The following is a 22,007-nucleotide window of genomic DNA, read 5'->3' on the forward strand; positions in this document are numbered from 1 at the left end:
GGCCTCGGCCCTGGTCGGTGCGGGCTGCGTCAGCGTGGTCACGGGTTACCTCCGGAGGTACGGACGGGCAGGCTCCGCACGAAGGCCCGGAGGCGCTGCAGCGGGCCGGGCGACGGGGTGCGCCGGGCACCCCGGGAGAAGTGGCGCTCGACGTAGTACCGGCCGATCGACAGCACCGTGGTCAGCACCACGTACCAGACGGTGGCGACCATCAGCAGCGGCACCACCCGACCGGTCCGGCCGTAGATGACCTGGGCGCCGGAAGGTCGGCCAGTCCCAGCCGGGGTTGGTGGCCAGGCCGTGGGCGAACTGGGCCAGCAGGACGAGGGCGGCGACCCCGGCCGCCCAGCGCCAGGAGTGCCGGGCGAGGACGGTCCGCAGGCCGTCCAGTTCCGCGGGGGCGAGGCCGGGCGCCGATCTCGACGGGGACGGCGGTGCTTGGGTGCTGACGGTCATCGGGGGACTCCTTCGACAGGCCCTGCGCCGCGTTCGACGGAGCCGGGGTTCAGGGGTGTTCGGGCGGGCTGATCCGCGACTGCGGGATGGCCGAGTCGGCGAGCCCCCACTTCTTGAGGATCCGCTGGTACGTCCCGTCCTTGATCAACTGGTTGACCGCCGCCTGGAAGGCCGGGGTGAGCTTGGAGCCCTTCTTGAAGGCGAAGCCGACGTCCAGCCGGTGGAACTCGTTGAGGAAACGGACCCCGGCGGCCTCCTGCGCGGCCTGGTGGCGCAGGCCGTTGATGGTGGACATCTCGACGTCCACCCGGCCCTGCTGGAGCCCGGTCAGCAGCGCGCCGCCCTCGCTGAACGCCCTGACCTCGTACGGCTTCTTCCCGGCGTCGGTGCAGACGCTCTTGCGGCTGTTGAGCGTGGTCTCGAAGGTGGTGCCGGCGCCGGTGCCGATGGTCAGCCCGCAGAGCTGGACCAGGTCGGTGACCGGCTGGACGGACGTGTTGTCCTTCTTCACCGCGAAGCCCTGGCCGTCGTCGATGTAGGTGACGAAGTCGATGGTCCTCAGCCGCGCGGTGGTGACCCCGAAGTTGCCGGTGCCGACGTCGAACTTGCCGCTGTCCAGGGCGGGCAGGATGGTCTCGAAGGCGGCCTCCTCGCGCTGCACGGTCAGGCCGAGCAGCTTGGCCACCGCGTCGGTGAAGTCCACGTCCACCCCGACCGGTTTCCTGCTGACCTGGTCGGCGTAGAAGGCGCTGGGCGGGGCGCCGAAGGAGGAGCCGAACTTCAGCACACCGGAGGCGCGCACCTCTTCGGGCAACAGGGCGGCGGCTGCCTCGGACTCGGCCAGGCCGGAGACGACGTCCTCGGTGGCGGCGGCGGACCCGCTCGCCCCCGCCGCGCCCGCGATCTTCGGGTCCGAGCCGCACGCGGCCAGCGCCAGGACCGGCAGCAGGGCGGCGGCCGCGAGCAGGCGGCGGGCGGCGGTGGTGGTTCTCACGGGGGGCCTTTCAGGAGGTCGGGAGCAGGGTCGGCAGGGGCTTGCCGATGACCGGCACGGACGTGTCGAGGACCGGCAGGGACTTCTCGAAGGGGAGCGGGCCGATGGTCAGGGGATCGGCGGTCACGTCGAACAGCGGGGTGTAGCCGGCGGCCAGGTAGAGGCCCTTGGCCTCGGGCCGGCGCGGGCCGGTGGTGAGGTGGATCCGGCGGTAGCCGACGGCCGCGGCCGTCCGCTCCGGCTCGGCCGGCACCCGGCGGGCCAGGCCGCGCCCGTCGCTCACGCCTGTACCGCGATCAGCTGGTTGCGCTCGTGCCCGGCCCGCGCCGCCGCCTCGGCCTTGGCGGCGTCCCGCTTGGCGACCTCCTCCCGGACGATCGGGATGACGTAGCGGCCGAAGTCGATCGCGTCGCCCAGCAGGTCGTACCCGCGCGCGGAGAGGATGTCCACGCCCAGGTCGTAGTAGTCCAGCAGCGCCTGGGCGACCGTCTCCGGGGTGCCGACCAGCGCGTTGGAGTTGCCCGCGCCGCCGGTGGCCGCGGCGGTCGGGGTCCACAGCGCGCGGTCGTAGCGCTCGCCGGCCTCGGCGATCGCGATCAAGCGCTGCGAGCCGACGTTCTCAGGTGTCGCGGTCTCCGGTGCGGCGGCGACCGGGCGGCGGCGGGGGGCCGGGTCCCCGCTCTCCCGGCGGGCCCTGATCGCGGCCACCGTGCGGTGCGCCTTCTCCCAGGCCAGTTCCTCGGTCGGCGCGATGATCGGCCGGAACGCCACCTGGATCCGCGGCACGTCCGTCCGTCCGGCGGCCCGCGCCGCCTCCCTCACCCGCTCGATCTGCTCGGCGGTACGGGCCAGCGGCTCGCCCCAGAGGCAGTAGATGTCCGCCTCGGCGCCGCCGGCCGCGTAGGCCGCCTCCGAGGAGCCGCCGAAGGAGACCGCCGGGCGCGGCTGCCGCACGGGGAAGACGTCGGAGACGAAGTCGTTGAAGCGGTAGTGCGGGCCCTCGTGGTCGAAGGGCTCCCGGCTGGTCCACGCCTTCTTCACGATGCCGATGTACTCGCGGGTGCGCTCGTAGCGCTGGTCCTTGGTGAGGAAGTCGCCCTCGCGCTGCTGCTCGTGGTCGGTGCCGCCGGTGATGAAGTGGACGGTCAGCCTGCCCTCGCTGATCCGGTCCAGGGTCGCGAAGGTCTTGGCGGCGAAGGTCGGGTAGGAGACGTTCGGCCGGTGCGCGAGCAGGATCTGCAGCCTGTCGAGGTGCGAGGCGAGGAAGGCCGCGGCGGCCGCCGGCTCCGGGGAGCCGGAGCCGTACGCGAAGAGCACCCGGTCCCAGCCGTGGTCCTCGTGCGCCCGGGCCAGCCGCAGGGTGTAGTCGCGGTCGAAGGCGGCGGTGGTGCGCGGGTTGGTCTCCGAGCCGTCGCCGGTGGCGGCGATGCCGAGGAATTCGACGGGCATGGCGGAACCTTTCGGGTGAGCGGAGTCCGGTGGACCGCGGGTGGGCACACCGGTGGCGGCCGCGGCGGGGCGGCCGTCCGGTACGTGACGGTGAAGGGGTGGGGAAAGGGGAACTGCCGGAGTGCGGTGCGACGTCATCGGCGGCAGCGAAGGCCTGACGCGCCGCCGGTCAACGGCGACGGATCCGGGCGCGCGACGGGGCGAACCGAGGGAGGGCTCCCCGCTGGGAGATCAGGCCGGACGGGCGGCCCGCTGCCGGGTCAGCCGCGACACGCCGCGGACCACACCCGACCGAAGTCGATGTGGTCGCGGGTGACCAGGGGCTGCTCGGCGTACATGGCCTCAAGTTGAGCAGTCGGCCGAGCGGTACGTCAACCACCCATCATTGCCGCACTGTTGCGATCTCCTGTCGCTTTTCCGACACACCGCGACCGGCCCCGACCACACCCCGGCCGCCCTTGACAGCCGTCGATCGCGCATGCGTACGATCGAAGCGGAGTGCAGTGCGATGCGCCGGCCGTGTTGAGGGACGCGGGCCGGCGCCAGAGACCCGCGTACGTGACCACCGCCGTACCTCTCCCCGCCCGCACTCTCCGCCCAGGAGCCGCCATGGCCACCCCGCAGGACGTCCTGCCCGCCCCCGCCCGTACCGAGAGCCCCGCCGCGCCGCCGACCCCCGACCCCGAGGCCCGGATCGTCGCCCGCCGCAAGCCCGGCCAGTGGGTCGCCGCCGCGATCGCGCTGCTGCTGGCCGCGATGGCGGTCGACTCGGTGATCCGCAACCGGGCCTTCCAGTGGAGCGTGGTCGCCGACTGGTTCACCGCGCCGTCCGTGCTGGACGGCCTCACCCTGACCCTCTGGCTGACCGCCGTCACCCTCGCCCTCGGCTTCCTCTTCGGCACCGTCCTCGCCACCATGAGGCTGTCCGCCAACCCGGTGCTGCGCTCCCTCGGTTGGGGCTACATCTGGATCTTCCGCTCCACCCCGCCGCTGGTGCAGCTGCTGTTCTTCTTCAACATCGGCGCGCTCTACCCGACCCTCGGCCTCGGCATCCCGTTCGGCCCCGAGTTCGTCACCGTGAAGACCGTCAACCTGATCGGCCCCACCCTGACCGCCGTCATCGGCCTCACCCTGCTGGAGACCGCGTACGCCGCCGAGGTGATCCGCGGCGGCATCCTCTCCGTCGACCGCGGCCAGCTGGAGGCGGCCGCCGCCCTCGGGCTGGGCCGCTGGCGGGTGCTGCGCCGGATCGTGGTGCCGCAGGCGATGCGCTCGATCGTGCCGACCGCCGGGAACATGCTGATCGGCGCGCTCAAGGGCACCAGCATCGTCAGCGTGCTGGCCGTCTCCGACCTGCTCTACTCGGTGCAGCTGGTCTACCTGCAGTCCTACCGGGTCATCCCGATGCTGATGGTCGCCACCATCTGGTACCTGGTGGTCACCACCCTGCTGTCCATCGGCCAGTACTACGTCGAGCGGCACTTCGCCAAGGGCGCCACCCGGGACGGTCCGCCGCCCACCCCGCTCCAGCGGGCCCGTGCGGCCTTCGTCAAGGTGGTGCGGGCATGACGAGACTCGTCATCGTCGGCGCCGGCCCGCGCGGCACCGGGCTGCTGGAGCGGATCGCCGCCAACGCCGCCGAACTCCTGCCCGCCGACCGGCCGTTGGACATCCACCTGGTCGACCCGTACCCGCCCGGCGCGGGCCGGATCTGGCGCCACGACCAGTCCCCGCTGCTGCGGATGAACTCGATGGCCGAGGACGTCACCATGTTCACCGACGAGCGCTCCACCCTCGACGGCCCGGTCCGCCCCGGCCCCTCACTGGCCGAATGGGCCCGCCGGCAGCCGGAGTTCGCGCCCTACCGGGAGGTCGCCGACCCGTCCGTACGGGCCGAACTGCACACCCTCGCGCCCACCGACTTCCCCACCCGGCGCGCCCAGAGCGCCTACCTGGACTGGGTGTTCCGCCGCGCCGTCGCCGACCTGCCGCCGCACATCACCGTCACCGTCCACCGGGACACCGTCCACCGGGTCGACGGCCCGGCCGACGGCCCGCAGACCGTCCGCCTCGCCGACCGGACGCTCACCGCCGACCACGTCGCCCTCACCCTCGGCCACCTCGACTCCGCCCCGCACCCGCGCCACTGCGCCGACGCCGAGTTCGCCGCCCGGCACCACCGCTTCCACCTGCCGCCCGCCTACTCCGCCGACGTCCAGGCCGAGTTGACCGGGATCGCCCCCGGCGAGCAGGTGGTGGTGCGCGGCCTCGGCCTCGCCTCGGTCGACCTGGTCGCGCTGCTCACCGAGGGCCGCGGCGGCCGCTTCGAACCCGTCGGCGACGGGCCCGGGCTGCGCTACCGCCCGTCCGGTCGCGAACCGGTGCTCCACCTCGGCTCCCGGCGCGGCGTCCCGTACCACGCCAAGACCGAGTACCGGCTCCAGGGCCCGCCCGCCCCGCTCCCCCGGTACTTCGACGCGGCCGCCGTGGACGCCCTGCTCGCCGGCGACGGCCCGCTCGAACTGCGCCGCGACGTCTGGCCGTTGATGGCCAAGGAGGTCGGCTTCGGGCACTACCACGAGCTGTTCCACGCCCACCCCGAACGCACCGCGCTGCCCTGGCCGGAGTTCCTGGCCCGGTACGACCGGCACCGCTGGTACTCCCCCGAACTCGCCGCCCTCGTCGCCGAGGCCGTCCCCGACCCCGCCGACCGGATCGACTTCGAACGGCTCGACCACCCGCTGGCCGGGCTCGAACTCGACTCCGCCGAGGAGCTCCAGACCCACCTGCGCGACCACGTCACCGCCGACGCCGACCGGCGCCGCGACCCCGCGCACAGCGCCGACCTCGGCGCCTTCCTCGCCCTGCTCTCGCTGTTCGGCCAGCTCCCCCGGGTGCTCGCCGGCGGCCGGCTCACCGCCCGCTCGGTCGCCGAGGAGGTGGACGAGTGGTTCTTCGGCTACTTCAGCTTCCTCGCCTCCGGTCCGCCCGGCTTCCGGCTGCGCCAGTTGCTCGCCCTCTCCGAAGCCGGGGTGGTGCGCTTCCTCGGCGCGGGCGTGCGGGTCGAGCGGAACGAGGCCACCGGCACCTGGCGGGCCTCCGGCGCCACCGTGCCCGGCCACACCGTCACCGCCACCGCGCTGGTCGAGGGGTACCTGCCCAAGCACGCGCTGGCCCGCACCCTCGACCCGGTACTGCACCGACTGCACCGCACCGGACAGGTGGCGGAGGAGGTGGTCAGCGACGAGGAGTACACCCACCGCTCCGGCCTGGTCACCGTCGCGCCCACCGACAGCCGGCTGCTCGACCCGGCCCTCGGCGGCGCCCCGCACCCGCGCCGCACCGCACTCGGCCCGCACACCAGCCTGCGCTCGGCCACCGCCTTCGCCCGCCCGCGCACCGACGCCCCGGGCTTCCGGCAGAACGACGCCGCCGCCCGGGCGCTGCTGCGGGCGCTGGCCGCGCTCCCGGCGGCGGCACTGGCGGCGTGAGCGCCGGGTGTTCAGGGCGCCTACGGCCCGAAGATCTCCTCCACCAGGTCCTCCTCCGAGACGTGGTCCGGGGCCTCGAAGACCAGGTCGGCGAGGCCCTTGAGGCCGATCCCCCGGTCCAGCGCGTCGATGGCGGCCCGGGCCTCCTGGTCGGTGGCGAAGTCCCATACCCGCAGCCGCCGGACCAGCACCAGCGCCTCCATCCGGCTCATCCTCGGCGCCTTGCGGCGGTTCGAACCGCCGAGCCCCTTGCGGCCGGCCTGGGCGAGCCGCTGTTGGTAGCCGGCCAGGTCCTGCCAGGCCTGGACGGTGCTCGGGTGGTGCTCGCCCAGCGTCCGGGCGAGGTCGGGCAGCAGCGAGTGCAGCTGCACCACCGCGCTCTGCAGGTCGCCCCGGTTGGCCAGGTGGACGGCGAGGTCGTGCCGGGCCTTCAGGACCCGGCTGTCCTGGGGGCCCCAGGCCGCGGTCAGGTCCGGCAGCAGCTCGTGCAGCAGCCGGATCGCGGTGACGGCCGAGCCGCTCTCGCCGATGCACCACGCCAGGTGGTAGCGGGCGCCCAGGGTGTCCGGGTCGGCCGGGCCGAGCGCCGAGCGCATGTCGCCCACGACGGTGGACAGCAGCCGGATCGCGCCGTCCAGGTCCCCGGCCCGGCTGAGGTACCAGGTGAAGTCCCGCCAGGCGGCCAGCGTGTCCCGGTCGGTCGCGCCGAGCACGGTGACGCACTCCTGGGCGATCGCCTGCAGCTGGATCGCGGACTCGCCCGCCGTCGCCGCCCGGTACGCGACCGAGCGTCGTTCGCGCAGCCCGGCCCGTACGGCCTCCGCGGACGGCGGGGCGGCGACCACCGGCGGGGTGGTGAGCGGGGACAGCACCGCCGGCGCGGGCACCACCGGCGGGGCGGCGGGCGGCGAGGGCGGGGCAGGGGGTACGGGCAGGGGCGCGGGCGGCACCACCGGTCCCACCGGCACCGCGGCCGGGGCCGGGGCCGGGGCCGGAGTAGGGACGGGAGTCGGAGCCGGAGCCGACCGGTCCACCACCGTCGGCGCCGACGCCGCGGTCCCCGCCCCGCCGCCCTGCCACCCCGCCAGCTCCGCCAACCGCCGCTCGACCGTCCGGGCGTCGGCCGGCCGGTCAGCCGGGTCCTTCGCCAGCAGCTCCGCGACCAGCCCCGCCACCTGCGGCGGCAGCCCGAACTGCGCCGGGTCCAGCGGAGCCGGCGCCTCGTTGAGGTGCTGGTACATGAGCACCGGCGTCGAGTCCCCGCTGAACGGCCGCGCCCCGGTGAAGAGTTCGACCAGCACGCAGCCCAGCGCGTAGAGGTCGGCCCGGCCGTCCACCCGGCCGCCGGTCCAGCGCTCCGGCGCCATGTACGCCGGGCTGCCGACGATCGTCCCGGTGGTGGTCAACCCGCCCGCGCCGCTGTCCAACTGGGCGATCCCGAAGTCCAGCACCTTCAGGTGCCCGGCATCGGTGATCATGACGTTGTCCGGCTTGATGTCCCGGTGCACCATGCCCGCGTCGTGCGCCGCCGCCAGGGCGCCGCTGATCTGCTGCCCCCAGCGCAGGCTGAGCGCCGGCTCGGGTACCCCCGCCCGCAGCACCTCGGTCAGGGTGCGGCCGGTGAGCAGCTCCATCACCAGGAAGGTGACCTCCTGGCCGCCGAGTTCGCACTGGCCGAGGTCGTGCACCGTGACGATGTGCGGGTGCGACAGGTTCCCGGCCGCGCAGGCCTCCCGGACGAACCGCAGCGCCGCCTTCCCGTGGTCGCCGCCGTGGTGCCCGATGACCTTGACCGCCACCGGCCGCCGCATCCGGGTGTCCTGGGCCCGCCACACCACCCCGAAGCCGCCCTGCCCCAGCTTCTCCCCCAGCTCGTACCGACCGTCGAGGACGTCACCGACTCGCACGCGCCCCTCCCCCTCCCGTCATGACGCCCAGACTCTACCGACGGCCCTCCCGTTGTTCCGGCCCAGGTGGAAGGATGGCCCGAGCCCCCGCGACGGTGCGGCGGTTCGACCAGCAGAACCCGAGGAGCGCAGTCATGGCCAAGCAGGCCCCGCAGAGCGACCCTGCGCAGGACGCCCCCGAGGTGTCCGCGCCCCAGCACGCGGCCGCCGGCCTGCCCGCCGTCGGCCACAGCCTGCGGATGGCCGCCGAGCAGATGGGTGCCCGTCGCACCCTCGCCACCCTGCTCAAGGTCAACCAGCCGAACGGCTTCGACTGCCCCGGCTGCGCCTGGCCCGAGCCGGACAAGACCCACACCGCCGAGTTCTGCGAGAACGGCGCGAAGGCCGTCGCCGAGGAGGCCACCGAGCGCCGGATCCGGGCCGAGTTCTTCGCCGCCCACCCGGTCGCCGAACTCGCCGGGCGTTCCGGCTACTGGCTCGGCCAGCAGGGCCGGCTCACCCAGCCGATGCTGCTCGACGAGGGCGCCACCCACTACACACCGGTCTCCTGGGACGACGCCTTCGCGCTGATCGCCGAGGAGCTGCGCGCCCTGGACACTCCGGACGGCGCCGCCTTCTACACCTCCGGCCGGACCAGCAACGAGGCCGCCTTCGCGTACCAGCTGTTCGCCCGCCGGCTGGGCACCAACAACCTGCCGGACTGCTCCAACATGTGCCACGAGTCGTCCGGTTCGGCGCTCACCGAGACGCTCGGCGTCGGCAAGGGCAGCGTCAGCCTCAAGGACCTCTACCAGGCCGACCTGATCATCGTGGCCGGCCAGAACCCGGGCACCAACCACCCCCGGATGCTCTCCGCCCTGGAGCGCGCCAAGCGGGCCGGCGCCACGATCGTCAGCGTGAACCCGCTGCCGGAGGCGGGCCTGGAGCGGTTCAAGAACCCGCAGCACGCCCGCGGCCTGGTCGGCCACGGCACCAAGCTGACCGACCTCTTCCTGCAGATCCGCCCCGGTGGGGACCTCGCGCTGTTCCGTGCGCTCAACCGGATCGTCCTGGAGCAGGACGGCGTCGACCGCGCCTTCGTCACCGAGCACTGCCACGGCTACGAGGAGTTCGAGGCGCAGGCCCGGGAGACGGACCGGGAGGACGTGCTCGCCGCGACCGGCCTGCCCTGGGCGCAGATCGAGGAGCTCGGCCGGCTGGTGCTGGCCTCCGAGAAGGTCATCGTCTGTTGGGCGATGGGCCTCACCCAGCACAAGCACTCCGTACCGACCATCCGCGAGGTGGTCAACTTCCTGCTGCTGCGCGGCAATGTCGGCCGCCCCGGCGCCGGGGTCTGCCCGGTGCGCGGGCACAGCAACGTCCAGGGCGACCGGACGATGGGCATCTTCGAGCGGCCGACGACGGCCTTCCTCGACGCGCTGGGCAAGGAGTTCGACTTCGAGCCGCCGCGCGAGCACGGCCTCGACGCGGTGGACACCATCCGCGCGATGCGCGACGGCAAGGTCAAGGTGTTCTTCGCGATGGGCGGCAACTTCGTCGCGGCCACCCCGGACACCGAGGTCACCGAGGCCGCGATGCGGCGCTGCCGGCTGACCGTCCACGTCTCCACCAAGCTCAACCGCTCGCACGTGGTCACCGGCGCCCGCGCCCTGATCCTGCCGACCCTCGGCCGCACCGACCGGGACGTCACCGCGCACGGCGCCCAGTTCGTCAGCGTCGAGGACTCGATGGGCCAGGTCCACGCCTCGCGCGGCGGCCTGCGTCCGCCCGCGCCCGGCCTGCTCTCCGAGACCGCGATCGTCTGCCGCCTCGCCCGGACCGCCCTCGGGCCGCAGGACACCGTGCCGTGGGAGGACTTCGCCTCCGACTACGACACCCTGCGGGCCCGGATCGCCCGGGTCGTGCCGGGCTTCGACGACTACAACGAGAAGGTCCGCCGCCCCGGCGGCTTCACCCTCCCGCACGGCCCGCGCGACTCCCGCACCTTCCCCACCGCGACGGGCAAGGCCAACTTCACGGTCAACCCGCTGTTCGCCCCCGAGATTCCGGCGGGCCGCCTGCTGCTGCAGACCCTGCGCTCCCACGACCAGTACAACACCACCGTCTACGGGCTCGACGACCGCTACCGCGGTATCAAGGGCGGCCGCCGGGTGGTTCTGGTGAACCCCGCAGACGCCGCCGACCTCGGCCTGGTCGAGGGCCAGTACGTCGACCTGGTCAGCGAGTGGACCGACGGCACCGAGCGCCGCGCCCCCCACTTCCGCGTCGTCCACTACCCCGTGGCCCGCGCCGGGGCGGCCGCCTACTACCCCGAGGCCAACGTCCTGGTGCCCCTCGACTCCACCGCCGACATCAGCAACACCCCCACCTCCAAGGCCGTCGTCATACGCTTCGAGCCCGACTCCGGCGAGGCCGAGTAGCGGGAACACGGAGGCCGCCCCACGTCACCGGACGTGGGGCGGCCTCCGTCGTACCGCGTCAGTGCGGCAGGCCGCCCAGCGGCAGGGTCGCCGTCGCGCTGCCCGGGGCCGAGGCACCGGCCGAGCCCGTGGTGCTCGGGGAGCCCGTGCCCGTCGGGGCCTGGGTCGGGCTGCCGGTCGGGGTCTGCGTCGGCGTCTGGGTCGGACCGCCGGTCGGGGTCTGGGTCGGCGTGCCCGTCGGCGTCTGGGTCGGCGTGCCGGTGCCGGACGGCGTGCCCGGGTTGCTCGGGGTGCCGGTGCCGGTGGGCGTCCCCGGGTCCGACGGCGTGCCGGTGCCGGACGGCGTGCCGGTCGGCGTGCCCGGGGCGGTCGGCTGCTGGGTCGCCGGGCTGCCCGGAGCGGGGGTGGGCGTGACCTGGTTGGCCGGGCTGGGCGCGATCGGGGTGACGGAGTCCCAGCCCTTCGGCAGGTCGGGCACCTTCCAGGCGCCGCCGGCGTCGTCCGCCGCACCGTCCGGGTCGGGCCGGACGGCCCCGAGGATCGGCATCGAGCCGATCGGCGAGACCTTGATGAACGCTCCCGGCCGCGGGGCCTGGACGATCAGCCCGCCGCCGATGTACATCGCGACGTGCGAGGCGTCCTGGAAGTAGACCACCAGGTCGCCCGGCCGCAACTGGTTCAGCGGGACGTGCTGCAGCTGCGCCCACTGCTCCTGGCTGGTGCGCGGGATCGGCTTGCCGGCGTGCAGCCAGGCCTGCGAGGTGAGGCCGGAGCAGTCGTAGGAGTCCGGGCCGATGCCGCCCCACAGGTACGGCTTCCCCACCTGCGTCAGCGCGAAGGCCACCGCCCCGCGCCCGGTCAGCGAGGGGGTGCGCTCGCCCTTGCCGAGGGCACCGGAGGCGAGGAAGGCGAGCTGGGCCTCGTCGGCCTTGGCCTTCTCCACCTGCTCCAGCTCGGAGCGCTGTGCGCCGGTCAGCGAGGAGACCAGCTGCTCGACCGAGGCGAGGTCGGTGGCTACCTTGGCCTTGGCGGCGTCCTGCTGGGCGACCAGCGCCTGGGAGGTCTTCAGCGCCTCCTCGGTCTGCTTCTTCAGCCCGTCGAGCGCGTCCCGGTCGGCCTTCAGCCGGTCCAGGAACTCGGACTGCGACCGGCTGGCCGCGGCCAGCAGCTCGGCGATGGTGACCGCCTCGTACGGGTCCTTGGAGAGCAGCAGTTCGGCGTAGGCGGAGGCGGAGCCGTTGCGGTACTGGGCGGCGGCGAGCTGGGCGGCGATGTCCGTGCCGGTGTCGACCTGCTTCTGCTGCCGGTCCAGCTTCCCCTGGAGGTCGGTGAGCGAGGCCTGTTGCTCGGCGACCTTCGCCACCGCCCCGTTGTACTGCTCGGTCGCGGCCTCGGCGCTCTGGTAGAGCGCGTGCAGCCGGTCGAGCAGCGGCCCGAGGGTGGCCTTGGCCGCCGCCAGCGGGTCCGTCCCGGGCGCCGCCGCGGCGCCCGCCCCCGGGTCGGGTGCGGCGTAGGCGGCCTGGGTGGCCGCCGGCAGGGCGAGTGCGGCGGCCGCGAGGACGGCTCCGCACCGAAGTGCCGCTCGTACCCAGGGACGTACGCCTGCCGTCTCCGTGCGCTGTCCAGCCCCGCCCATGGGTGGTCCTCCCCGCCCGCCTGTTCCTGCACTGCCCGTGACCCTGCCGGATCCCGCAGATCCTCCCACGGGTTACTCGTCGGAAACAGAGCGCACGCGGGCCTGGAGGTTAATTCTCGATTGATCTGTGAGACAGCTCTCAGCAAACGCGGGCGAACCAGGGCGTTCTTCGCTAATGTCCAGTTCAGCGCGGTCCAGGTCACCCCTCCGAAAGCTTCCGGCCACCGCTGAGCCACCAGCGGAACCACGATTCCCGGCTCAGTTCACCTTCCGTTTACCCAACAGACCTACGGTCGCGACGTCATCAACGTCCGTGCGACAACTACGACGATTGTTTGGGTATGGAACACATCTCGTTCCTGGTGGCCGTTGTGATCATCACGGCGCTCGCCTTCGACTTCACCAACGGGTTCCACGACACCGCCAACGCGGCCGCCACCGCGATCGCGACCGGGGCCCTTCGTCCGAAGGTCGCGGTCACCATCGCGGCCCTGCTCAACTTCGCGGGCGCGTTCCTGTCCGTGAAGGTCGCCACCACCATCTCCGGTGGCATCGTCAACGAGAAGGCCGGCGTCCACCCCGAGATCATCTTCGCCGCACTGGCCGGAGCGATCCTCTGGAATCTGCTGACCTGGCTGCGGGGTCTGCCGTCCAGCTCCTCGCACGCCCTGTACGGCGGTCTGATCGGCGCCACGATCGTCGGCGTCGGCATGCACGGCGTCAACTTCGACACCGTGATCACCAAGATCATCATCCCGGCGGTCGCCTCCCCCTTCGTCGCCGGCCTCGCCTCCTGGGGCGCCACCAAGCTGGCGTACGCGATCACCCGCAAGGGCGACACCGCGGCCACCGAGAAGGGCTTCAAGACCGGCCAGGTCTTCTCCTCCTCGCTGATCTCGCTCGCGCACGGCACCAACGACGCCCAGAAGACGATGGGCATCATCACCCTGACCCTGGTCTCGGTCGGCGCCCTGCCGCACGGCGCGCTGCCCCCCACCTGGGTGATCGTCTCGGCCGGCGCCGCGATCGCGCTCGGCACCTACATGGGCGGCTGGCGGATCATCCGCTCGATGGGCAAGGGCCTGGCGGACATCCGCCCGCCGCAGGGCTTCGCCTCCGAGTCGGCCGCCGCGACCGTCATCCTGACCTCCTCGCACATGGGCTTCGGCCTCTCCACCACCCAGGTCTGCTCCGGCGGCATCATGGGCGCCGGCCTCGGCGGCCCGAAGGGCGAGCTGCGCTGGAGCATGGTCCGCCGCATGGTCTACACCTGGGGCCTGACCCTGCCGGCCGCCGCGCTGGTCTCCGGCTGCGCGGCCCTGGTGGCCCGGCAGGGCACCTGGGGCATCGCCCTGGTCGGCGCCGCGCTGGTGGCCGGTTCGGGCGCGATGTGGATGATGTCCCGCCGCCAGCCGGTCAGCGCGGACAACGTCAACGACGTCGTCGAGGTCACCCCCGTCGAGGTCGCCACCGGTACCCCGGCGAACGCCGCCCCCACCCCCGCCTCGACCACGGTCGCGGCCTGAGCGTCGGAGCACTCACCATGCACATCAAGTGGAACGCCCTGGCCCAGACCGCCGGCGTCAGCTTCGGCGTCACCGTCGCCGTGGTCGCCGTCTTCGCCCTCGGCATCCTGGCGCTGTCCCGTCGCGAGGCCGCGCTGAGCGCCCGCGCGGGCGAGGGCGGCCAGGCCTCCGGCGGCGCCAAGCCCGCCCTGCTGGCCGGCGCGTACGCCTGCTTCGCGCTCTGCGCCGCGGCCGTGGTGTACGGCCTGGTGCTGATCGCCGCACCGTAGGACCCGAACGCCGAACGGGCCGGGGAGTGTTTCGACACTCCCCGGCCCGTTTCGCGCATCCCGGCCCGCCGGTCAGTTCTCCTGGGTGGTCTTCAGCGCGGTCTCCCGGATGAACAGCACGGTGACGAAGGACAGCGCCGCGAACGGGGCGGCCCACAGGAAGACGGTGCCGACGCCGTGGCCGAAGGCGTCCGTCACCAGCGGGAGGATCGGGGCCGGCAGCTTGTGCAGGTCCGGGATGCCGCCGCCGGCCGCCGCGTGCCCGGCCGGGATGTGCGCCGCGGCCAGGTTCTCCGCCAGGTAGTCGCCGACCTTGTTGGTCATCAGCGCGCCGAGCGCGGAGACGCCCATCGCGCCGCCCATGGTGCGGAAGAAGGTGACGACGGAGCTGGCCGCGCCGAGCTCGTGCCGGGGCACCGTGTTCTGCACTGCGAGCACCAGGTTCTGGCTGGTCAGGCCGAGGCCGATGCCGGTGATCGCCATGTAGACGGAGAGCAGCCCGTAGTCGGTGTCGACCCGGGCGGTGCCGAGCAGGCCGAAACCGATCGCGAGCAGCGCGGTGCCGGAGACCAGGTAGGCCTTCCACTTGCCGTACTTGGTGATCAGTCGGCCGGCCACGGCGGAGGAGAGCGCCAGACCGATGATCATCGGCAGGGTCATCAGACCGGCCGTGGTCGGGGACTTGGCCCGGGCCAGCTGGAAGTACTGGCTGAGGAAGGTGGTCGCGCCGTACATCCCGACGCCGACCAGCACGCTGGCGATCGCGGCCAGGGTGACGGTGCGGTACTTGAAGAGGTCCGGCGGGATGATCGGCTCGGCGGCTCGGCGCTCGACCACGATCGCCAGGGCGCCCAGCAGCAGGCCTCCGCCGACCATGGCCGCGGTCTGCCAGGACAGCCAGGCGTAGTTCTTGCCGGCCAGCGTGATCCAGATCATCAGCAGGCTGACGGCGCCGGTGATGACCAGTGCGCCCAGGTAGTCGATCTTCGCCGGGCGCTTGACCACCGGCAGCTTGAGGGTGCGCTGCACCACCAGGATCGCGGCCAGCGCGAACGGGATGCCGACGTAGAAGCACCAGCGCCAGCCCAGCCAGGAGGTGTCCACGATGACGCCGCCGATCAGCGGGCCGCCGATGGTGGCCAGCGCGAAGACCGCGCCGAAGTAACCGCTGTAGCGGCCGCGCTCGCGCGGCGGGACCATCGCGGCCAGGCAGATCTGGCCGAGCGCGACCACACCGCCGGCGCCGACGCCCTGCAGGGCGCGGCAGGCGATCAGCTCACCGGTGTTCTGCGAGAGGCCGGCCAGCGCGGAGGTGGCGATGTAGATCAGCAGGGCGATCTGCAGCAGCAGCTTCTTGCTGGCGAGGTCGGAGAGCTTGCCCCAGATCGGGGTGGAGGCGGTCAGGGTGAGGAGCGCGGCGGTGATCACCCAGGTGTAGGCGGACTGGCCGCCGTGCAGGTCGGTGAGGATGTGCGGCAGGGCGTTGGAGACGACGGTCGACGAGAGCACGGCCACGAACAGGCCGAGCAGCAGGCCGGACAGCGCCTCCATCACCTGCCGGTGGGCCATCGGCTGGTCGTCGACGACGGCTCCGGCTGCCGCCTCGGCTGTGACGGTCATCGGGGTCCTTCGGTGGGAGGGGTGGGGACACGCGGGCAGGGAAATTCGTTGCCTTAAGCAACCATAGGCCGAATGGTTGCCTAAGGCAACTTTCTTCAAGCCGAAGCAAAGTCCCCGAGCGAGGCCCGATCACTCCGCGGGCGACTCCCCCAGCACGTCGTTGAAGCGGTGCAGCAGGTCCGCGAAGCGGACCACGTCCTCCCGCGACCACCCGCCCATCACCTCGCGCATCCGCCGCATCCGTACGCCATAGGCGGCCCGGTAGCGCTCGCGCCCGTCCTCGGTCAGCGAGACCAGGGCGGCCCGACGGTCCAGCGGGTCCGCCTCCCGGGCGACCAGGCCGAGTTCCTCCAGCGCGCGGATCTGCCGGCTCACCGTGGCCTTGCCGACCGCGAAGTGCACACCGACGTCCGTCACCCGCACCCGCCCGGCCTGCTCGATGTAGGCGAGCATGCTGTACGCCATGCCCTCCAGTTCGGGGTGCACCCGACGTGAGAGTTCCGCCACTCTGGCGCGGCCCCGCCGGAACATCAGCCCGACCTCGCGCTCCACCGCCACCAGGGCTTCCTCGTCCATCACGGCGCCAGTATCGCCCAGCCGCGGTGGCCGGATACCGGCCCGGAAGTTGAGACAAGCCAACTATTTCATGGTATTAAGTATCCGATTTTCCCCGATACGCAAGGAGATGTGGATGGCCGCCCCGGGGCAGGGTTTCGTCGCGGAACTGAAGGGCGCGGTCACACCGCGTGCGGCACTGCTCGTGATCGGCGTGCTGCTGCTGCAACTCGGCTTCATCACCTCGTACATCGGGGCGCTGCACCACCCGACCCCGCACAAGCTGTCGATCGCGGTGGTCGCCCCGCCGCAGATCACGCCGAAGCTGGTGGCGGCCCTGGAGTCGGTGCCGGACGAGGCCGTCAAGCCCGTCACCGCGCCGGACGCCGAGACGGCGACCCAGCAGATCAAGGACCAGAAGATCTACGCCGCGCTGGTCGTGAACCTGACCGGCACCGAGGACACCCTGCTGGTCGGCAACGCCCGCGGCACCTCCGCCGCCAAGGCCGCCGAGACCATCACCACCACGCTGGACAAGGCCCAGGCCCGCACGGTCAAGGTCGAGGACGTCGTACCGCTGGCCAAGGGCGACACCAACGGCCTGTCCGCCTTCTACCTGGTCATCGGCTGGTGCGTCGGCGGCTACCTGGTCGCCTCGATCCTCGGCATCAGCGCCGGCTCCAAGCCGGCCAACGTCCACCGCCTGCTGATCCGCCTCGGCGTCCTGGCGCTGTACTCGGTCGGCGCCGGCCTCGGCGGCACGATCATCGCCGGGCCGGTGCTGGACGCGCTGCCCGGCTCGACCTTGGCCCTGACCGCCATCGGCGCCTTGGTGGTGTTCACGGTCGGCGCGTTCACCATGGCGCTGCAATGCCTGTTCGACGTCCTCGGCATCGGCATCGCGGTGCTGGTCTTCGTGGTGCTGGGCAACCCGAGCGCCGGCGGTGTCTACCCGGCCCCGATGATGCCGCCGTTCTGGCGGGCGATCGGCTCGCTGATCCCGAACGGCGCCGGCACGCGCGCCACCAAGTCCATCGCCTACTTCGAGTCCACCAACCTGGGCATGCCGATCCTGGTCCTGGTGATCTGGGCGCTGGTCGGCGTCGGCGTCGCCTTCCTGGCCGTGCTGCGCGGCCCGCGCTCCGGTGGCCGCGAGATCGTCGCCGAGACCGCCGAGGCCTGAGCCTCCTGAGTCTCACGGCATCCGACTGAGCCCCCGGCCGCCCTGGCCGGGGGCTCGGTCGTATCCCGGGTACGAGGCTCTCAGCCGCCCGCGAGCGGTCCCGGGTCGGCGACGATGGCACGCACCACGCCGACCGCCGCGCCCAGCAGCGGCCCGCGCCGGCCGAGCTTGGAGACCGTCAGCCGGTCCTCCGCCCAGGGCCGCACCGTCACCCGGGCGGCCAGCTCGCGCCGCATCGCCGGCAGCAGCCAGGGCGCCAGCCGGGCGTAGCCGCCGCCCAGCACCACCTCGGCCGGGTCCAGCAGGTTGACCGCCCCGGCGGCCGCGATGCCGAGCGCCGAACCGGCCCCGGCCAGCGCCGCCCGGGCCGGCTCGCCCCCGCCCCCGGCCCGTTCGGCCAGCAGGGTCACCCAGTCACCGCGCGCGCTGGTCAGCCCGGCCGCCCGCAGCACCGCCGCCTCGCCCGCGTACTGCTCCAGGCAACCGCGCGCCCCGCAGGCGCAGCGCGGCCCCTCCGGGTGGACGGGAACGTGGCCGAACTCGCCCGCGTAGCCGCGCGCGCCGCGCAGCAGCCGGCCGCCGACCACGATCGCCGCACCGACCCCGGCCTCGGCGGAGACGTAGAGGAAGTCCTCCGGACGCTCGTCCAGCCACCGTTCGGCCAGCCCGCCGAGGTTGGCCTCGTTGTCCGCCTGGACCGGCAGCTCGGCCAGGCCGTCCCCGACCGCACGCAGCGCCGCGCGCAGTTCGGGGGCCAGCGGAACGTCCTGCCAGCCGAGGTTGGCGGCCCGCTGGAGCACCCCGCTGCCGCCGACCAGTCCGGGCACCGCCAGGGTCAGTCCGGCCGGGCGCAGGCCCGACTCGGCAACGGCGGAGCGCAGAAGCCGGCCCAGGTCGGCCATCACGGCGGCGGGCTGCCGACCGCGGTTGACGATGTCCTGACGCCGCCAGGCGCGGACCTCCCCGCGCAGGTCGACCACGCAGGCGCCCAGGTGCCGGACACCGATCTCGGCGCCGAGGCCGCCGGGCCCGAGCGGGTTGAGCCCGAGCGCGGTGCCGGGGCGGCCGACCTTGCCGCTGGGCGCGGCGGGGCCCTCCTCGACGACCAGGCCGGCGGAGATCAGCTGCTCGGCGAGCGAGGAGACCGCGGCCCTGGTCAGCCCGGTCTCGGCGGCCACCTCGGCGCGCGAGCGCGGGCCGCGCGCGATCACCCCCAGCACCAGGGCCAGGTTGGCCCGGCGCATCCCCTGCTGGCTGGCGGGCCCGGTCTGGACGCCGTCCGGCTCCCCGCGCATGACACTCATGCGCCCACCTCGCTACGCTCGGCGGTCTCTTCGCGAAACGCGCACCCTTCAATGGTGAGCTCGCTCCGCTCGCTCACGGCACGGTCTTACGGCACGTCCCGTGGCATCCCGGGTGCAGCGTAACCGGGATTGCCGTCGAAGGGCCCCTCCGCGGGCCCGGTGAAGACCCAGCGCTGTATAGCCCAGAAGCGGAACAGCATCGCGACGAAGGTCCCGACGACCATCCCGCTGAGGAAGTCCGCGGTCTCCTGGGTGAGCGGGTCGACGTACGGCTCGCGCAGGTCCAGGGCGTAGCGGGAGAGCGCCAGTGGTAGGTCGTTGACGGCGATCGCCACCGCGCTGACCAGGAAGAACAGCAGGGCCTCCCGCCCGCGCCCGGCGGTGCGGAAGGCCCAGCGGCGGTTGAGCACATAGGAGACGACGGTGCCGATCACCGTCGCCACCGTCAGCGCGACCACCGGCTTGTGCTCCAAGACGGTGATCTTCAGCTCGAAGTCGATCACCAGGGTGAGGACGAAGCAGCTTCCGCCGACCAGCAGGAACTTCACCAGTCGGCGGTGCCGTAGCAGGAGCGGGCGCAACCGGGCCGGCACCCGGGCCAGGGCGCGCTGCGTGGGGGACGGCATCTCCGCAGTGTGGCACGCGGAGATGCCGTCGGCCCTTGGAGCTGTCCGGACAGGCCCTATGCCGCGACCAGCACCTCGGCCGGCTCCAGGGCCAGCTTCAGCACCTCGCGCACGTCCGCCACCGGGTGGACGGTGAGCCGCTCCAGCACCTCGGCCGGGACGTCGTCCAGGTCGGCCTCGTTGCGCTTGGGGATGATCACCGTGGTGACCCCGGCCCGGTCGGCGGCGAGCAGCTTCTGCTTCACCCCGCCGATCGGCAGCACCCTCCCGGTCAGCGACACCTCGCCCGTCATCGCCACGTCGGTGCGCACCTTGCGGCCGGAGAGCAGCGAGGCCAGCGCCGTGGTCATGGTGATGCCGGCGCTCGGCCCGTCCTTGGGGACGGCCCCGGCCGGGACGTGCAGGTGCACGCCGCGGTCGCGCAGCGAGGTGACCGGCAGCTCCAGCTCGGCGCCGCGCGAGCGCAGGAAGGAGAGCGCGATGTGCGCGGACTCCTTCATCACGTCGCCCAGCTGCCCGGTCAGGGTCAGTCCGGTGCCGCCGGTCTCGGCGTCCGCGAGCGAGGCCTCGATGTAGAGGACGTCGCCGCCGGCGCCGGTGACCGCCAGACCGGTGGCCACGCCGGGGACGGCGGTGCGCCGCTCGGCGGGTTCCTGGGCGGACTCCGGCACGTGGTGCGGGCGGCCGATCAGGGCGCGCAGGTCGTCCGCGCCGACCGCGGCGGGCAGTTCGCGCTCGCCCAGCTCGGCCTGTGCGGCGATCTTGCGCAGCACCCGGGCGATCGAGCGCTCCAGGTTGCGCACGCCCGCCTCCCGCGTGTACTCCCCCGCGAGCCTGCGCAACGCCTCCTCGTCCACGCTGACCTGCTCGCCGCCGAGGCCGGCCTTCTCCAGCTGGCGCGGGAGCAGGTGGTCGCGGGCGATGACGACCTTCTCGTCCTCGGTGTAGCCGTCGAGCCTGACCAGCTCCATGCGGTCGAGCAGCGGCTCGGGGATGGCTTCCAGCACGTTGGCGGTGGCGAGGAAGACGACGTCGGAGAGGTCGAGCTCGACCTCCAGGTAGTGGTCCCGGAAGGTATGGTTCTGCGCCGGGTCCAGCACCTCCAGCAGGGCGGCGGCCGGGTCGCCCCGGTAGTCGGAGCCGACCTTGTCGATCTCGTCGAGCAGGACGACCGGGTTCATCGAGCCGGCCTCCTTGATCGCCCGCACCAGCCGGCCGGGCAGTGCGCCGACGTAGGTGCGCCGGTGGCCGCGGATCTCGGCCTCGTCGCGGACGCCGCCGAGCGCGACCCGGACGAACTTACGGCCCATCGCGCGGGCCACGCTCTCGCCGAGCGAGGTCTTGCCGACGCCGGGCGGGCCGACCAGGGCCAGCACCGCGCCGCCGCGGCGGCCGCCGACGAGGCCGAGCCCCTGGTCGGCCCGGCGCTTGCGGACGGCCAGGTACTCGACGATCCGCTCCTTCACGTCGCCGAGACCCGCGTGGTCGGCGTCCAGCACGGCGCGGGCGCCGGCGATGTCGTACTCGTCCTCGGTGCGCTCGTTCCAGGGCAGCTCCAGGACGGTGTCCAGCCAGGTGCGGATCCAGGAACCCTCCGGCGACTGGGCCCCGTCCTGACTGGCCCGCTCCAGCTTGGAGACCTCCTTGAGGGCGGCCTCGCGCACCTTCTCGGGCAGGTCGGCGGCCTCGACCCGGGCACGGTAGTCGCCCTCCTCGTCGGCCGGGTCGCCGTTCAGCTCGGCCAGCTCCTTGCGGACGGCCTCCAGCTGGCGGCGGAGCAGGAACTCCTTCTGCTGCTTGGCCACGCCCTCCTCGACGTCCTTGCGGATGGTGTCGTTGACCTCCTCCTCGGCGAGGTGGTCGCGCAGCAGGGTCAGCGCGTATTCCAGGCGGGCGACCTGGTCGGCCTCCAGCAGCACCTTGAGCTTCTGCTCCGCGGTGGCGAAGGGCGCGTAGCCGATGTTGTCGGCGAGCTCGCCGACGCCCTCGATCTGGGCCACCCGGTCGACGATCTGCCAGGCGCCGCGCTTGCGCAGCCACTGGGTGGACAGTGCCTTGTACTCCTTGACCAGCTCGGCGGCCCGCCCGGCCACCGGCATACCGACCGAGGACTCCCGGAACGGCGCGGTCTCCACCCAGAGGGCGGCGCCGGGGCCGGTGGTGCCGACCCCGATCCGGACCCTGCGCACGGCGCGCACCAGCGCGGCCGGGTCGCCGTCCGCGAGGCGGCCGACCTGCTCCACGGTGGCCAGCGTGCCGACCCCCGCGTACGAGCCGTCCACCCGCGGGACCAGCAGGACCTGTGGCTTTCCGGAGCCGGTGGCCGCGGCGCGGGCGGCCTCGACGGCGGCGCGCACCTCGGTGTCCTTCAGGTCCAGCGGGACGACCATGCCCGGGAGGACGACCTCGTCGTCGAGCGGCAGCACGGGCAGGGTGAGCGGAGTGGACGTCGATGCCATGATCTCTCCCCAGTCAGTGAACTTGAGTCGACCTGACTAAGGCTTCACGGGCACCGGATGTTCCCGGCATCTTGTTCGCCGTGAGCGAACGGCGAGGAGGGGGAAAGGACCT

At 73.2% G+C, this 22,007-nt stretch carries 15 protein-coding genes and 2 pseudogenes; 6 read left to right on the forward strand and 11 right to left on the reverse strand.

Annotated features, from left to right (window positions below; genetic code table 11):
- Nucleotides 1-38 precede the first annotated feature (38 nt).
- The 4 genes and pseudogenes from ABZW30_RS14885 to ABZW30_RS14900 form a co-directional block, all read right to left on the reverse strand.
- A pseudogene (locus ABZW30_RS14885) lies at nucleotides 39-254 on the reverse strand (amino acid ABC transporter permease); the annotation flags it as partial.
- A gap of 251 nt (nucleotides 255-505) precedes the next feature.
- Nucleotides 506-1,450: an ABC transporter substrate-binding protein gene (locus ABZW30_RS14890; RefSeq protein ID WP_355671492.1), complete on the reverse strand. Its 945-nt coding sequence runs from the start codon at nucleotides 1,448-1,450 to the stop codon at nucleotides 506-508.
- A 10-nt stretch (nucleotides 1,451-1,460) separates the two neighbouring features.
- Nucleotides 1,461-1,721: pseudogene (locus ABZW30_RS14895) on the reverse strand (hypothetical protein); the annotation flags it as partial.
- 8 nt (nucleotides 1,722-1,729) lie between these two features.
- Nucleotides 1,730-2,899, reverse strand: coding sequence for an LLM class flavin-dependent oxidoreductase (locus ABZW30_RS14900; RefSeq protein ID WP_355671493.1), 1,170 nt, complete (start codon nucleotides 2,897-2,899; stop codon nucleotides 1,730-1,732).
- A gap of 609 nt (nucleotides 2,900-3,508) precedes the next feature.
- Between ABZW30_RS14900 and ABZW30_RS14905 the strand changes: the two genes are divergently transcribed.
- Nucleotides 3,509-4,468: an amino acid ABC transporter permease gene (locus ABZW30_RS14905; protein ID WP_355671494.1), complete on the forward strand. Its 960-nt coding sequence runs from the start codon at nucleotides 3,509-3,511 to the stop codon at nucleotides 4,466-4,468.
- Nucleotides 4,465-6,390 (forward strand): FAD/NAD(P)-binding protein, encoded by a 1,926-nt coding sequence (locus ABZW30_RS14910; RefSeq protein WP_355671495.1) that lies wholly within the window; start codon nucleotides 4,465-4,467, stop codon nucleotides 6,388-6,390. Before ABZW30_RS14905 ends, ABZW30_RS14910 begins: the two co-directional genes overlap by 4 nt.
- 20 nt (nucleotides 6,391-6,410) lie before the next feature.
- Here ABZW30_RS14910 and ABZW30_RS14915 read toward each other — a convergent pair whose 3' ends face one another.
- Nucleotides 6,411-8,297, reverse strand: a complete 1,887-nt coding sequence (locus ABZW30_RS14915; protein ID WP_355671496.1) for a serine/threonine-protein kinase — start codon at nucleotides 8,295-8,297, stop codon at nucleotides 6,411-6,413.
- 134 nt (nucleotides 8,298-8,431) lie between these two features.
- Here ABZW30_RS14915 and ABZW30_RS14920 point away from each other — a divergent pair, with 134 nt between their 5' ends.
- On the forward strand, nucleotides 8,432-10,717 hold the full coding sequence (locus tag ABZW30_RS14920; RefSeq protein ID WP_355671497.1) for an FdhF/YdeP family oxidoreductase: 2,286 nt from the start codon (nucleotides 8,432-8,434) through the stop codon (nucleotides 10,715-10,717).
- 58 nt (nucleotides 10,718-10,775) lie between these two features.
- Here ABZW30_RS14920 and ABZW30_RS14925 read toward each other — a convergent pair whose 3' ends face one another.
- Nucleotides 10,776-12,353, reverse strand: a complete 1,578-nt coding sequence (locus tag ABZW30_RS14925) for an NlpC/P60 family protein (RefSeq protein WP_355671498.1) — start codon at nucleotides 12,351-12,353, stop codon at nucleotides 10,776-10,778.
- A 341-nt stretch (nucleotides 12,354-12,694) separates the two neighbouring features.
- On the opposite strand from ABZW30_RS14925, the gene ABZW30_RS14930 reads away from it, so the two are divergent.
- The gene (locus tag ABZW30_RS14930; protein WP_355671499.1) at nucleotides 12,695-13,879 is read left to right on the forward strand and encodes an inorganic phosphate transporter; all 1,185 of its coding nucleotides are present in this window, start codon (nucleotides 12,695-12,697) and stop codon (nucleotides 13,877-13,879) included.
- Between the two features lie 17 nt (nucleotides 13,880-13,896).
- The gene (locus ABZW30_RS14935) at nucleotides 13,897-14,148 is read left to right on the forward strand and encodes a hypothetical protein (protein ID WP_355671500.1); all 252 of its coding nucleotides are present in this window, start codon (nucleotides 13,897-13,899) and stop codon (nucleotides 14,146-14,148) included.
- A gap of 72 nt (nucleotides 14,149-14,220) precedes the next feature.
- Here ABZW30_RS14935 and ABZW30_RS14940 read toward each other — a convergent pair whose 3' ends face one another.
- Together ABZW30_RS14940 and ABZW30_RS14945 are read right to left on the reverse strand one after the other, a co-directional pair.
- Nucleotides 14,221-15,768: an MDR family MFS transporter gene (locus tag ABZW30_RS14940; protein ID WP_355671501.1), complete on the reverse strand. Its 1,548-nt coding sequence runs from the start codon at nucleotides 15,766-15,768 to the stop codon at nucleotides 14,221-14,223.
- 129 nt (nucleotides 15,769-15,897) lie between these two features.
- Complete coding sequence (locus tag ABZW30_RS14945) at nucleotides 15,898-16,344, reverse strand: MarR family transcriptional regulator (protein WP_355671534.1); 447 nt, start codon at nucleotides 16,342-16,344, stop codon at nucleotides 15,898-15,900.
- A 115-nt stretch (nucleotides 16,345-16,459) separates the two neighbouring features.
- On the opposite strand from ABZW30_RS14945, the gene ABZW30_RS14950 reads away from it, so the two are divergent.
- The gene (locus ABZW30_RS14950; RefSeq protein ID WP_355671502.1) at nucleotides 16,460-17,506 is read left to right on the forward strand and encodes an ABC transporter permease; all 1,047 of its coding nucleotides are present in this window, start codon (nucleotides 16,460-16,462) and stop codon (nucleotides 17,504-17,506) included.
- Nucleotides 17,507-17,586: 80 nt separating this feature from the next.
- Here ABZW30_RS14950 and ABZW30_RS14955 read toward each other — a convergent pair whose 3' ends face one another.
- From ABZW30_RS14955 to lon, 3 genes are all read right to left on the reverse strand, one after another.
- Nucleotides 17,587-18,810 carry an ROK family transcriptional regulator gene (locus ABZW30_RS14955; protein ID WP_355671503.1) on the reverse strand — a complete coding sequence of 408 codons (1,224 nt, stop codon included), beginning with the start codon at nucleotides 18,808-18,810 and terminating at the stop codon, nucleotides 17,587-17,589.
- Nucleotides 18,811-18,896: 86 nt separating this feature from the next.
- Nucleotides 18,897-19,436: a GtrA family protein gene (locus ABZW30_RS14960; protein ID WP_355671504.1), complete on the reverse strand. Its 540-nt coding sequence runs from the start codon at nucleotides 19,434-19,436 to the stop codon at nucleotides 18,897-18,899.
- A gap of 56 nt (nucleotides 19,437-19,492) precedes the next feature.
- On the reverse strand, nucleotides 19,493-21,895 hold the full coding sequence (gene lon / locus ABZW30_RS14965) for an endopeptidase La (RefSeq protein WP_355671505.1): 2,403 nt from the start codon (nucleotides 21,893-21,895) through the stop codon (nucleotides 19,493-19,495).
- Between the last annotated feature and the right edge of the window lie 112 nt (nucleotides 21,896-22,007).

This window comes from Kitasatospora sp. NPDC004669 (genome assembly GCF_040609455.1).
GTDB lineage: Bacteria > Actinomycetota > Actinomycetes > Streptomycetales > Streptomycetaceae > Kitasatospora.

What these genes read in the sequence shown, in the direction of transcription:
- ABZW30_RS14900 (WP_355671493.1), bottom strand. Translation starts at nt 2,899, where the DNA reads ATGCCCGTCGAATTCCTCGGCATCGCCGCCACCGGCGACGGCTCGGAG.
- ABZW30_RS14905 (WP_355671494.1), top strand. Translation starts at nt 3,509, where the DNA reads ATGGCCACCCCGCAGGACGTCCTGCCCGCCCCCGCCCGTACCGAGAGC.
- ABZW30_RS14910 (WP_355671495.1), top strand. Translation starts at nt 4,465, where the DNA reads ATGACGAGACTCGTCATCGTCGGCGCCGGCCCGCGCGGCACCGGGCTG.
- ABZW30_RS14920 (WP_355671497.1), top strand. Translation starts at nt 8,432, where the DNA reads ATGGCCAAGCAGGCCCCGCAGAGCGACCCTGCGCAGGACGCCCCCGAG.
- ABZW30_RS14925 (WP_355671498.1), bottom strand. Translation starts at nt 12,353, where the DNA reads ATGGGCGGGGCTGGACAGCGCACGGAGACGGCAGGCGTACGTCCCTGG.
- ABZW30_RS14930 (WP_355671499.1), top strand. Translation starts at nt 12,695, where the DNA reads ATGGAACACATCTCGTTCCTGGTGGCCGTTGTGATCATCACGGCGCTC.
- ABZW30_RS14935 (WP_355671500.1), top strand. Translation starts at nt 13,897, where the DNA reads ATGCACATCAAGTGGAACGCCCTGGCCCAGACCGCCGGCGTCAGCTTC.
- ABZW30_RS14940 (WP_355671501.1), bottom strand. Translation starts at nt 15,768, where the DNA reads ATGACCGTCACAGCCGAGGCGGCAGCCGGAGCCGTCGTCGACGACCAG.
- ABZW30_RS14945 (WP_355671534.1), bottom strand. Translation starts at nt 16,344, where the DNA reads ATGGACGAGGAAGCCCTGGTGGCGGTGGAGCGCGAGGTCGGGCTGATG.
- ABZW30_RS14950 (WP_355671502.1), top strand. Translation starts at nt 16,460, where the DNA reads ATGGCCGCCCCGGGGCAGGGTTTCGTCGCGGAACTGAAGGGCGCGGTC.
- ABZW30_RS14955 (WP_355671503.1), bottom strand. Translation starts at nt 18,810, where the DNA reads ATGAGTGTCATGCGCGGGGAGCCGGACGGCGTCCAGACCGGGCCCGCC.
- ABZW30_RS14960 (WP_355671504.1), bottom strand. Translation starts at nt 19,436, where the DNA reads ATGCCGTCCCCCACGCAGCGCGCCCTGGCCCGGGTGCCGGCCCGGTTG.
- lon (WP_355671505.1), bottom strand. Translation starts at nt 21,895, where the DNA reads ATGGCATCGACGTCCACTCCGCTCACCCTGCCCGTGCTGCCGCTCGAC.